Source organism: Gemmobacter fulvus, assembly GCF_018798885.1.
Lineage (GTDB): Bacteria > Pseudomonadota > Alphaproteobacteria > Rhodobacterales > Rhodobacteraceae > Gemmobacter > Gemmobacter fulvus.
The window spans coordinates 1,382,089-1,393,072 of the sequence record NZ_CP076361.1; the positions used below are offsets into that span (position 1 = coordinate 1,382,089).

Genomic DNA, 10,984 nt, shown 5'->3' on the forward strand with positions numbered 1-10,984 from the left:
AAAGGGCGGCGGAATGGCAAGGTGCGATCTGACGGTGCGTGGCGGCGGCGTGTTCGGCCTGAGCATCGCCTATACGCTCGCCCGGCGCGGCGCGAAGGTGCGGCTGATCGAAGCGGTACAGATCGGCGCGGGGGCCAGCGGCGGGCTGGTCGGTGCGCTCAGCCCGCATGTGCCGGAAAACTGGAACCCGAAAAAGGCCTTCCAATTGGACAGCCTGCTGATGGCCGAGGCCTTCTGGGCCGGGGTGAGTGCGGCCTCGGGTCTGCCCACCGGCTATGCCCGGCTGGGACGGCTGCAACCGCTTGCCGATGCGCAGGCGGTGCAGACGGCCACGGCACGCGGGGTTTCGGCGCAGACCCTTTGGCAGCAGCACGCGCAGTGGCAGGTGGTGCCTGCCAGCGGCAGCGCGTGGGAACCCGCCTCGCCAACCGGGCTGTTGATCCATGACACGCTGTCGGCCAGGCTGCATCCCAGACAGGCGGCAGCGGCTCTAGCAGCCGCCCTGACCGCCTTGGGCGGCGAGGTGGTTCTGGGCGCGGCAGAGGACTGCGGCCCGGTGATCCACGCGACCGGCGCAGCGGGCTTGCAGGCGCTGTCAGACGCGCTGGGACGGCCCGTGGGGGGCGGGGTGAAGGGGCAGGCGCTCAGCCTGCGCCATGAGGCCCGCGACCAGCCGCAGCTGTTTGTCGATGGCCTGCACATCGTGCCCCATGCGGATGGCAGCGTTGCCATCGGCTCCACCTCCGAACGGGTCTGGACCGAGGCCACAAGCACCGACGCCCAGCTTGACGCGCTGCACGCCCGCGCTGTGGCCGCCCTGCCCTGCCTTGCCGGTGCCCCGGTGCTGGCGCGATGGGCGGGCCTGCGCCCCCGGGCAAAATCCCGCGCCCCCATGCTGGGCGCATGGCCAGACCGGCCCGGACATTTCATCGCCAATGGCGGGTTCAAGATCGGCTTCGGCATGGCCCCGAAAGTGGCCGAGGTGATGGCCGATCTGGTGCTGGACGGGCGCGACACGATCCCGCAGGGGTTCCGGGTGGAAGACAGCCTCTGAAACCCGCCAAATACAAAGGGCCGCACATCGCTGTGCAGCCCTTGTAATGTCAGATCCGTGAAAGCCTCAGGCCGATTTCAGATCGGCAATCAGCGCATCAATATCGCCGCCACGCTTCTTGAGCATCGCGCCAACCTCTTCGCGCTCCGACGCCAGCATGTTCACGCCTTCGATGATGATGTTGAAGAACAGATCGCGCCCCGATTTGTTCGACACATGCCAGCGCAGGTCAAACGGCGCTTCCCCTTGCAGATGCGCGACCGAGATCACCTCGAAATAGCTTTTCAGCGGCTTTGCATCCACGACCTCGATCCGGCCACCGATGAATTCGCGGAACCGGCGGCCATATTTGCGGCCGATATAGCCCTGATAGGCGGTGGTGAAGGCCTTCATCTGGCCGGGCGAGGCCGAGCGCGAGGCCGGGCCAAGCGCCGAACGGGCAATGGCGGCAACATCGGCGTAGCGGGCAAAGATCGCCTCGAAGTCGCGGAACATGCCCGCTTCGGCCTTGCCCGAATTGATCACCTTGTTCACATCGGCAATCGCCTTGTCGATCAGGGCCCGCGCCGAGGCCAGATCAAGCGCCTGCGCCGGACGCGGGAGAACCGACAGCGCGGCCCCTGCCAGAAGGGTGGTGCCGAACACACGACGCGTGAGCCGGGGGCTGGTGAACTGGGAATGAGCCATATCAGTCCTCGTAGGGATCAATGAAATCGTCGCTGCCGCCGCTTGTTTCCTGACCCAGCTCGAACCGGCGGTTTTGCAGGTAGAGCAGGCGGGTCTGGGAATAGCTGTCGGCACTGTCATATAGGACAGAGTCGATGGTTTCGGAATAGCGGTCCCGATCACCAAGTTTTGAACCGACCTTCGCGCCGGTGGCATAATATTTCTCGGGCGCGGGCAGCAGCGCGCTGACCGGGTTGGCCGCGATGTCAACCGCCGTGCCCACCGCATCCCGCGTGGTCGAGGGGCCAAGGCCCGGGAATTCCAGATAGGGGCCTTCACCGACACCCCAGACATGCAGCGTTTCACCGAAATCGGTCTTGTCATGGGTCAGGCCCAGCACGGTCGCCGGATCGAACAGACCCGCCAGACCGATGGTGGAGTTGATCGCAAAGCGGAAGGTGTTCTGCACCACCCGTTCCGGGTTGCCTTGCAGCGCGCCGTTCACCACATCGCCCGGCAGATCGAGGTTCGAGGCGAAGTTCGACACGCCCTGCCGCACCGGCACCGGCACCAGCGTGCCATAGGTCTTTGCCGTGGGCCGCAACAACGCCCGGTCCAGCCCGCGGTTGAAGCCGTGGAAGGCGCGGTTGGTCGACTCGTAGGGGTCATAAGGGGCAGAGGGTGGCGGCGGGGCGGCACAGGCAGCCAGTGCCAGCGCCGTAAGGCCCAGTGCCACCATGGCCTTGCCATTTTTTTGCAACATTCCAAAATTCAATGGAAAAGAGAACGCCATCTGCCTACTGTCCCGCTCAATTGATCGGCTAACGATAGTTTTTCACGCCGGATGGCAAGGGCATAAGGCGACCTACCGGGGATGACAACTGACAAGCGTGGCATCCCGGCTACGAAATGGTATGAGCCGGTGACGAAATGGGTATTCGCTGCGTCTGTCAGGGCACAGTGCAGGGGGAGTAGGCAGAAATGAGCCGAAACGAAGCGGGCTTCAACGTCACGCAGGGGGTTTCAGAGCTTCGGGCGGCACGACGTGAGTCGAACGCGTTGATCCTGACAGTGTTCCTGTTCAGCGTCGTGGTGAACGTGCTGATGCTGACCGGGCCGCTCTATATGCTTCAGGTCTATGACCGCGTGCTGGGCAGCCGGTCCGAGGCGACGCTGATCGCCCTGTCGGTTCTGGTGGTCTTTCTGTTCATCGCCATGGGTCTGCTGGACCATGCGCGCGGGCGCATCATGGCGCGGATCGGCGCGGCATTTCAGGCCAAGCTCGATCGGCGCGTGTTCGAGGCGGCGCTGCGGCGCAGCCAGCTTGCGCCCTCGGACCCCGCTGCCACCGCCGCACAGCGCGATCTTGAGGCGATCCAGCGGTTGTGGGCCTCGCCGGTGCTGCTGGCGGTGTTCGACATTCCGTGGACACCGCTGTTCGTCGCCGCGATCTTCATCTTCCATCCGTGGATGGGCTGGCTGGCGGTTCTGGGCGGGGTGGTGCTGATCATCGTCACCATCCTGAACCAGCGCATCACCAAAGTGCCGCTGACCCGCGCCAACAGCGCCACCATCGTGGCAGAGCGCATGTCCGACAACCTCAAGGCCGAGGCCGAGCTGGTGCAGGCGCTGGGGATGCAATCCGCCGGATTCGACCGCTGGCAGCGCGCCCGCGGCGCGGCCCTGACCGAAAGCATCGCCGCCGCCGATCTGGGCGGCACCTTTTCGGTGCTGACCAAGACCTTCCGCCTGTTCCTGCAATCGGCCATGCTCGGGCTTGGCGCCTGGCTGGTGCTGAAGGGTGAATTGTCGTCGGGTGCGATGATTGCAGGCTCCATCCTGATGGGCCGCGCACTGTCACCGATCGAGATGGCGGTGGGGCAATGGGCCGTGGTGCAGCGCGCGCAAGAGGGCTGGGCCCGGCTGTCGGAACTGTTCACCCGGATGCCGAAAGAGCCCGCACGCACGCAATTGCCGCGCCCCAAGGCGCTGCTGGAGGCGCAGAACCTGACCGTGGTGCCGCCGGGCGAAAGCCATGCCACGCTGCGCATGGTGAATTTCCGGCTGGAACCGGGGCAGGCACTGGGGGTCATCGGGCCATCGGGGTCGGGCAAATCCACGCTGGCGCGCGCGCTGATCGGCGCATGGCGTCCGGCGGGCGGCAAGGTGCGGCTGGATGGTGCGGCGTTGGATCAATATGACCCGGATGTGCTGGGCAGCTATGTCGGCTATCTGCCGCAACGCGTGACACTGTTCGAAGGCACCATTGCCGAAAACATCGCCCGCTTGCAGGCCAATCCCGATGGGCTGAAAGTGGTCGAGGCGGCCCGCAAGGCGGCGGCGCATGACATGATCGTCAAGCTGCCGGATGGCTATGATACCCGCGTCTCGGCGCTTGGCGGGCGGTTGTCAGGTGGGCAGATCCAACGGATCGGCCTTGCCCGCGCCATGTATGGCAATCCGGTGATCATGGTGCTGGACGAGCCGAACTCCAATCTCGACAACGAAGGGTCGATGGCGCTCAACATCGCCATCCGCTCAATGAAAGAGGCGGGCTGTTCGATCCTCATCATGGCGCACCGCCCCGCCGCCATTCAGGAATGTGACCTTCTGATGGTGATGGAGGAAGGCACCCGCCGCGCCTTTGGGCCGCGCGATCAGGTGCTGCGCGAGATGGTGAAAAACCATACCGAAATCGTGAAGAATGCTGGCCCCGGAGGCGTGACATGAGCGAACCGACAGCCAAAGACGGGCCGAAGGACGACGCTTTGCCCGCCGCCACCCCGGCACAGACCCCGCCCGCCCCGCGCCCCGATCCGACCCCGCCTGCCCTTGCCGCAAGCGGACCGCCCGCAACGGTGGCCACAGCGGCCGCCGCGGCCGACGGGCCATTGCCCTGGTCGGCACGGATGCCGGTGACGCTGGGCTTCATCACCCTTGCCGTGCTGTTCGGCGGCTTCGGCTTCTGGAGCGTCAGCACCAATATCTCCGGGGCCGTGGTCGCCTCGGGGCAGATCGAGGTCGAAAGCCATCGCCAGGTCGTGCAGCACCCGGATGGCGGCGTGGTGAAATCCATCGCCGTGCAGGAAGGCGATACCGTGGCGGCGGGGGATCTGCTGATCACGCTGGATGGCGCGGTGATCCATTCCGAACTGGCCATCGTCGAGGGCCAGTTGTTTGAGATCATGGCCCGCCGCGCCCGGCTGTCTGCCGAACGCGATGATCTGACCGTGGTCACCTTCCCGCCCGATCTGATCGAGATGGGCAAGGCCCGGCCCGAAGTGACCGAACAGATGGAGGGGCAGGTTCATCTGTTTGCCGCCCGCGCCGACACGCTGGCCAAACAGACGGCGCAATTGTCGGAGCGCCGCGCCCAGATCGAAAGCCAGATTGACGGCATCGCCGCGCAATCCGAGGCTTTGGTGACACAGCTTGACCTGATCCGCCGCGAATTGGCCGATCAGCAATCGCTGCTCGACAAGGGGCTGGCGCAATCCAGCCGGGTTCTGGGCCTGCAACGCGAAGAGGCCCGGCTGCGCGGTCAGGTTGGCGAGTTGATCGCGTCAAAGGCGCAGTCGCAGGAAAGCATCTCCGAGACCGAGCTGGAAATCCTGCGCCTGGCCGCCTCGCGCCGGGAAGAGGCAAATACCCAGCTGCGCGACATCGGTTATCAGGAACTGGAACTGGCCGAACGCCGCCGCGCCCTGGTCGAGCAGGTGGCCCGGCTGGAAATCCGCGCGCCGGTTTCGGGCATCGTGCTGGGGCTGCAAGTCACCACGCCGCGTTCGGTGCTGCGGCCTGCCGATCCGGTGCTGTATCTGATTCCGCAGGACCGCCCGCTGGTGATCGCGGCCCAAGTGTCGCCGATCCATGTGGATCAGGTCTATGCCGGCCAAGAGGCGCGACTGCATTTCTCGGCCTTCTCGTCGCGCACCACGCCCGAACTGAACGGCCATGTGATCATGGTCTCTGCCGATGCGTTGACGGATCAGCGCAATCAGGCCTCGTATTACCGGGCCGAAATCGTGCTGGACCCGGGCGAGATCGACAAGCTGAAAGGGCTGACCCTGCTGCCCGGCATGCCGGTCGAGGCCTTCATCAAGACCGAAGACCGCACGCCGCTGGCCTATCTGCTCAAGCCCTTCACCGATTATTTCGGGCGGGCCTTCCGCGAAAGCTGAGACAGACCGTCGGGGCGCGCGCCCTCTTGCCGCCCCGACGCCAAGCCGCTAGCCTCCGCCCGATTGGTTCAACGGAGGTTCCCATGTCGATCGAAGCCCGCCTTGCCGAACTTGGCGTCACCCTGCCCGATGCCCCGGCCCCGGTCGCCAACTATGTCTCCTTCGTCATCGCGGACAAGCTGGTGCATGTGTCGGGCCAGATCAGCCAGAACGCGGCCGGTGTGATCCGTGGCAAGCTGGGCGCCGACATGAGCATCGAGGATGGGGCCGAGGCGGCGAAATGCTGTGCCATCTCGTTGCTGGCGCAGCTGAAAAAGGCCTGTGACGGCGATCTGTCAAAGCTCAAGCGCGTGGTCAAACTGGGCGGTTTCGTCAATTCCACCCCCGATTTCATCGATCAGCCGAAAGTCATCAACGGCGCGTCCGATTTCATGGTTGCCGCCCTTGGCGATGCCGGACGCCATGCCCGCGCCGCTGTCTCTGCCGCCTCGCTGCCGCTGGGCGCTGCGGTGGAAATCGACGCCATCTTTGAACTGGTCTGATCCGATGCGCGTGGCCCTGCCCCCCGCCTTTCTGCACATCCCGCTGGCGCATCGTGCCCTGCACGACCGCGCGGCGGGCCGCCCCGAAAACAGCCGGGCCGCGGTGCAGGCGGCGGTGGCGGCGGGCTATGGCATCGAGATTGATCTGCAACTGTCTTCGGATGGTGTGGCGATGGTGTTTCACGATGAAACGCTGGACCGCCTCACCGCTGAGACCGGCTGGGTCAACCGCCGGACGGCGGCGGATCTGGGCCAGATCCGGCTGCGCGACGCCACGGATGGCATCCCCACGCTGGCCGAGGTGCTGGCGCTGGTCGCGGGGCGGGTGCCGCTGCTGATCGAGATCAAGGACCAGACGCTGACGCCCGACGGTCGCATCGGCCCGCTGGAGATGGCCACCGTTGCGGCGCTGGCGGGCTATGACGGCCCGGTGGCGCTGATGTCGTTCAACCCCGACAGCGTGGCCGAACTGGCGCGGCTGGCACCGCATCTGCCGCGCGGGCTGACCACCGGCTCCTATGATCCTGAAGGCTATGCGCCCCTGCCCGCCGATCTGTGCGACCGCCTGCGCGAGATCCCGGATTACGACCGCACCGAGGCCAGCTTCCTCAGCCATGAAGCCGCCGATCTGGCCCGCCCACGGGTGGCCGATCTGAAACGGCAGGGCGCCGCCATCCTGTGCTGGACCATCCGCTCGCCACTGGCCGAGGCCGAGGCCCGCCGCCATGCGCAGAACATCACCTTCGAAGGGTATCTGGCGGCGCAGCCTTGACGCGGCGGTGCAGCATCCCATGTTCAGCCTGACCCGCCCCCCGACCGGGGGCAAGGACAGACACCGCCCCTCCCCGCCGCAAGACCGGATGCCGGATTGACAGAGCTGACCGTCACCCTTGCCGACAGCATGCACGCCATTCCGGCGCAGCTTTGGGATGCGCTGGCCTGCCCCGAAGCCGCGACAGGCCGCCCCGCCGATCCGTTCACCACCCACCGCTTCCTGTCGGCACTGGAACGCTCCGGCTCTACCGGGCGGGGCACCGGCTGGCAGGCGCGCCCCCTGACCGTGACGCGGCAGGGCCAGATCATCGCCGCGATGCCGCTGTATGTGAAAAGCCACAGTCAGGGCGAATATATCTTCGATCACGGCTGGGCCGAGGCCTATGAACGCGCGGGCGGGCGCTATTACCCCAAGTTGCAGGTGGCGGTGCCCTTTACCCCCGTCACCGGGCGGCGCTTCCTGACCCTGCCGGGGGACGAAGCCCAGGGGCGCGCCGCGCTGATCGACGGGGCCACCCGGATTGCAGAACAGAACGGCCTGTCCTCGCTGCACATCACCTTCTGCACCGAAGCCGAGGCCGAAGCGGGCCGCGCGCAGGGTCTGATGCACCGGGTCAGCCAGCAATTCCACTGGCAGAATGACGGTTATGCCAGCTATGAGGATTTCCTCGGCACCATGGCGTCGCGCAAACGCAAGGCGCTGCGCAAGGAACGCGAGACCGCCAACAGCCACGGCCTGACCATCCGCGCGCTGACCGGCACCGAGATCGAGCCCGCGCATTGGCAGGCCTTCTGGGCGTTTTATCAGGATACCGGCAACCGCAAATGGGGCACGCCCTACCTGACGCGTGGCTTTTTCAATGCGCTGCATGACACAATGCGCGACGACGTGCTGCTGGTGCTGGCCTTTGATGGCGCGCAGGCGGTGGCCGGGGCGCTGAACTTCATCGGGCGCGACTGCCTTTATGGAAGGTATTGGGGCTGTCTGGCCGATTACCCCTGCCTGCACTTTGAACTCTGCTATCACCGGGCCATCGACTATGCGATTGCCCATGGTCTTGCGCGGGTCGAGGCCGGGGCGCAGGGCGAACACAAGCTGGCGCGGGGGTATCTGCCGGTTGAAACCCATTCGCTGCACTGGATCGCCGATCCCGGCTTTGCCCGCGCCGTGGCGCAATACCTCGCCGCCGAACGCGCGGCGGTTGATGAAGAGATCGAAGTCTTGACCGGCTATGGCCCGTTCCGGCGTGGCCCGCTGCAATCCGCACAGCAGGACTGACAAACCGCGCCCCGCGTGCCACAGTGCCTGACATGCGGAGGAAGCCATGGACAGCCTGACCCTATATACAAACCCAATGTCGCGCGGCCGGATCGCGCGCTGGATGCTGGAGGAGACCGGCCAGCCCTATACGGCGGTGCCGCTGGATTACGCCACCCGCATGAAGGCCCCGGAGTTTCTGGCAATCAACCCGATGGGCAAGGTGCCCGCCCTGACCCATGGCCGCCATGTGGTGACGGAATGTGCCGCCATCTGCACCTATCTGGCCCATACCTTCCCCGAAGCCGGGTTGATGCCGGAAGAGCGCAGCGATTTCTATCGCTGGATGTTCTTTGGCGCAGGCCCGCTGGAGGCGGCGGCAGTGAACGCCGCCTTGCAAGTGACCGTGCCCGCCGAAAAGCGCGGCATGGTGGGTTATGGCAGTCTGGATCAGGTGATTGCCGCGCTGGCCGGACGGCTGGCCGACGTGCCCTATTTCTGCGGCCATGCCTTTACGGCGGTCGATGTTTATGTCGGCGCGCAGATCGGCTGGGGGATGCGTTTCGGCACGCTGCCCTCCATCCCGGTGTTTCTGGGTTACTGGGACCGGATCAGCCAGCGCCCCGCCGCCCTGCGCGCCATTGCCGCCGATGATGCCCTGATGGAGCCTCGCCCATGACCAATACCCTGCTGTCGGACACAGACCGCGCCACCGCCCTGCCCGCCCTTGGCGAAACCGGATGGCGGGCGCAGCCGGATCGCGACGCGCTGCGCAAGATCTGGAAATTCCGCACCTTCTCAGAGGCATGGGGCTTCATGTCGCGCGTCGCGCTGGCCTGCGAAAAGGCCAATCACCACCCGGTATGGACCAATATCTTCAATGTGGTGGATGTGGTGCTGACAACGCATGACTGCGACGGGCTGTCGGCGCTGGACATTCAGCTGGCCCAGAAGATGGACAAGCTGGCGGGCAATGCGCAGGTGCAGACCGACCATTCGGAGCCTGTCACCTGCCTGTGCAAAACCCGCTGACGATCAGCTTTTGACCACACGCTGCGTCTGCACGCCCAAGCCCTCGACGCCGAGCCGCATCACCTCGCCGCCGCGCAGAAAGACCGGCGGTTTCTGCCCCAGCCCGACACCGGGCGGGGTGCCGGTGGTGATCACATCGCCCGGTTGCAGCGACAGGAACTGCGACAGATAGGCGATGATATGCGCCACGCCAAAGATCATCGTGGCGGTGCTGCCGGTCTGGCGGCGCTGCCCGTCCAGATCGAGCCAGAGGCCCAGATTGCCGATATCGCCCGCCTCGTCGGGCGTGACCAGCCAGGGGCCGATCGGGCCGAAGGTATCAAACCCCTTGCCCTTGTCCCAGGTGCCGCCGCGTTCGGCCTGCCATTCCCGTTCCGACACGTCATTGACCACGCAATACCCCGCCACATGCGACAGCGCCTCGGCCTCATCTATATAGGTGCCGCCGGTGCCGATCACGATGCCCAACTCCACCTCCCAATCGGTTTTCACCGATCCGCGCGGCAGGATCACATCATCATCGGGGCCGGAAATGCACGAGGTCCATTTGTTGAACACCACCGGCTCGCTCGGGATCTTTGCGCCGGTTTCTGCCGCGTGATCGGCATAGTTCAGTCCAATGGCGATGAATTTGCCCACACCGCCCACGCAAGGCCCCAGCCGCAGATCCTGCTGCGGCATACCGGGCACCAACGGCAGGCTGTCGGGATCCAGCGCGCGCAACCGGGCCAGACTGTCCGGCAGCAGCGCCGCCCCGGCAATATCGGTCACATGCGCCGACAGATCACGCACCCGCCCTGCCGCATCCAGCAGCCCCGGTTTTTCCTGCCCCTTGGGGCCATGGCGCAGCAGTTTCATCGCAGTCCTTTCAGCGGGTCACAGGGCAATCCCGCGAAGGCTAACCGCAGCGCCGGTGCCGCGCAAGCAAAGGCCCCCGGCAAGCACACCGGGGGTCTTTGCAGCATATCTCACCGGATCAAATGGCCGCCAGCAGCGCCTCGCCGCCCGAAATCTCGCAGGTGCCGGGGCTTTCTTCCAGATGCAGCACCTTCACCACGCCGTCCTGCGCATAAAGCGCATAGCGTTTGGAGCGGTCAATCAGGCCGACCGGCGGCGCGGTGAAGGTCAGGCCGATGGCCTTGGTAAAGCTGGCATCGGCATCACCCAGAAAGGTGATCCCCGCCGCCGTGGCCCCGGTGCTGTCGCCCCAGGCCTTCATCACGAAGGGATCGTTGACCGAGACGCAGATGATCTCATCCACGCCCTTGGCCGCGAACCCGTCCTTGGTGCGCATGAAGCTGGGCACATGCGCCGTGGTGCAGGTGCCGGTATAGGCGCCCGGCAGTCCGAAGATCACCACATTGCGGCCCTTGAGCTTGTCGGCCAGCGTCACCGCCTCCGGCCCGTTTGCGCCCATGTGCAGCAGCGTGGCTTCGGGCAGGCTTTGCCCCTCAGAAATCGTCATGGTTGTCTCCTC

General features: G+C 65.7%; 12 protein-coding genes. 8 read left to right on the forward strand and 4 right to left on the reverse strand.

The window, feature by feature from the left end; translation table 11 throughout:
* The first annotated feature begins 13 nt into the window (after positions 1-13).
* On the forward strand, positions 14-1,054 hold the full coding sequence (locus tag KM031_RS06835; protein ID WP_215503775.1) for an NAD(P)/FAD-dependent oxidoreductase: 1,041 nt from the start codon (positions 14-16) through the stop codon (positions 1,052-1,054).
* Positions 1,055-1,120: 66 nt separating this feature from the next.
* On the opposite strand, the gene KM031_RS06840 is transcribed toward KM031_RS06835, so the two are convergent.
* Complete coding sequence (locus tag KM031_RS06840) at positions 1,121-1,741, reverse strand: MlaC/ttg2D family ABC transporter substrate-binding protein (protein WP_215503776.1); 621 nt, start codon at positions 1,739-1,741, stop codon at positions 1,121-1,123.
* Position 1,742: 1 nt separating this feature from the next.
* The gene (locus KM031_RS06845; protein ID WP_215503777.1) at positions 1,743-2,483 is read right to left on the reverse strand and encodes an MlaA family lipoprotein; all 741 of its coding nucleotides are present in this window, start codon (positions 2,481-2,483) and stop codon (positions 1,743-1,745) included.
* A gap of 218 nt (positions 2,484-2,701) precedes the next feature.
* Here KM031_RS06845 and KM031_RS06850 point away from each other — a divergent pair, with 218 nt between their 5' ends.
* From KM031_RS06850 to KM031_RS06880, 7 genes are all read left to right on the forward strand, one after another.
* Positions 2,702-4,450 carry a type I secretion system permease/ATPase gene (locus KM031_RS06850; protein ID WP_215503778.1) on the forward strand — a complete coding sequence of 583 codons (1,749 nt, stop codon included), beginning with the start codon at positions 2,702-2,704 and terminating at the stop codon, positions 4,448-4,450.
* A 179-nt stretch (positions 4,451-4,629) separates the two neighbouring features.
* Positions 4,630-5,901 (forward strand): HlyD family type I secretion periplasmic adaptor subunit, encoded by a 1,272-nt coding sequence (locus KM031_RS06855; RefSeq protein ID WP_246566863.1) that lies wholly within the window; start codon positions 4,630-4,632, stop codon positions 5,899-5,901.
* A gap of 83 nt (positions 5,902-5,984) precedes the next feature.
* Positions 5,985-6,443 (forward strand): RidA family protein, encoded by a 459-nt coding sequence (locus KM031_RS06860; protein ID WP_215503780.1) that lies wholly within the window; start codon positions 5,985-5,987, stop codon positions 6,441-6,443.
* 4 nt (positions 6,444-6,447) lie between these two features.
* Entirely contained in the window at positions 6,448-7,215 is a 768-nt protein-coding gene (locus KM031_RS06865; RefSeq protein WP_215503974.1) for a glycerophosphodiester phosphodiesterase family protein, read from the forward strand.
* A gap of 129 nt (positions 7,216-7,344) precedes the next feature.
* Positions 7,345-8,496: a GNAT family N-acetyltransferase gene (locus tag KM031_RS06870; RefSeq protein WP_215503975.1), complete on the forward strand. Its 1,152-nt coding sequence runs from the start codon at positions 7,345-7,347 to the stop codon at positions 8,494-8,496.
* 46 nt (positions 8,497-8,542) lie between these two features.
* Complete coding sequence (locus tag KM031_RS06875; RefSeq protein WP_215503781.1) at positions 8,543-9,154, forward strand: glutathione S-transferase family protein; 612 nt, start codon at positions 8,543-8,545, stop codon at positions 9,152-9,154.
* Entirely contained in the window at positions 9,151-9,507 is a 357-nt protein-coding gene (locus KM031_RS06880; RefSeq protein ID WP_215503782.1) for a 4a-hydroxytetrahydrobiopterin dehydratase, read from the forward strand. Before KM031_RS06875 ends, KM031_RS06880 begins: the two co-directional genes overlap by 4 nt.
* A gap of 3 nt (positions 9,508-9,510) precedes the next feature.
* Here the strand turns inward: KM031_RS06880 and KM031_RS06885 are convergent, their stop codons facing one another.
* Complete coding sequence (locus KM031_RS06885; protein WP_215503783.1) at positions 9,511-10,365, reverse strand: fumarylacetoacetate hydrolase family protein; 855 nt, start codon at positions 10,363-10,365, stop codon at positions 9,511-9,513.
* Positions 10,366-10,483: 118 nt separating this feature from the next.
* Complete coding sequence (locus KM031_RS06890) at positions 10,484-10,972, reverse strand: peroxiredoxin (RefSeq protein WP_215503784.1); 489 nt, start codon at positions 10,970-10,972, stop codon at positions 10,484-10,486.
* Positions 10,973-10,984 lie beyond the last annotated feature (12 nt).

Bases quoted from the DNA above. Each gene is read 5' to 3' on its own strand.
- KM031_RS06885 (WP_215503783.1), bottom strand. From the start codon at position 10,365: ATGAAACTGCTGCGCCATGGCCCCAAGGGGCAGGAAAAACCGGGGCTG.
- KM031_RS06855 (WP_246566863.1), top strand. From the start codon at position 4,630: ATGCCGGTGACGCTGGGCTTCATCACCCTTGCCGTGCTGTTCGGCGGC.
- KM031_RS06845 (WP_215503777.1), bottom strand. From the start codon at position 2,483: ATGTTGCAAAAAAATGGCAAGGCCATGGTGGCACTGGGCCTTACGGCG.
- KM031_RS06880 (WP_215503782.1), top strand. From the start codon at position 9,151: ATGACCAATACCCTGCTGTCGGACACAGACCGCGCCACCGCCCTGCCC.
- KM031_RS06890 (WP_215503784.1), bottom strand. From the start codon at position 10,972: ATGACGATTTCTGAGGGGCAAAGCCTGCCCGAAGCCACGCTGCTGCAC.
- KM031_RS06850 (WP_215503778.1), top strand. From the start codon at position 2,702: ATGAGCCGAAACGAAGCGGGCTTCAACGTCACGCAGGGGGTTTCAGAG.
- KM031_RS06865 (WP_215503974.1), top strand. From the start codon at position 6,448: ATGCGCGTGGCCCTGCCCCCCGCCTTTCTGCACATCCCGCTGGCGCAT.
- KM031_RS06860 (WP_215503780.1), top strand. From the start codon at position 5,985: ATGTCGATCGAAGCCCGCCTTGCCGAACTTGGCGTCACCCTGCCCGAT.
- KM031_RS06840 (WP_215503776.1), bottom strand. From the start codon at position 1,741: ATGGCTCATTCCCAGTTCACCAGCCCCCGGCTCACGCGTCGTGTGTTC.
- KM031_RS06870 (WP_215503975.1), top strand. From the start codon at position 7,345: ATGCACGCCATTCCGGCGCAGCTTTGGGATGCGCTGGCCTGCCCCGAA.
- KM031_RS06875 (WP_215503781.1), top strand. From the start codon at position 8,543: ATGGACAGCCTGACCCTATATACAAACCCAATGTCGCGCGGCCGGATC.
- KM031_RS06835 (WP_215503775.1), top strand. From the start codon at position 14: ATGGCAAGGTGCGATCTGACGGTGCGTGGCGGCGGCGTGTTCGGCCTG.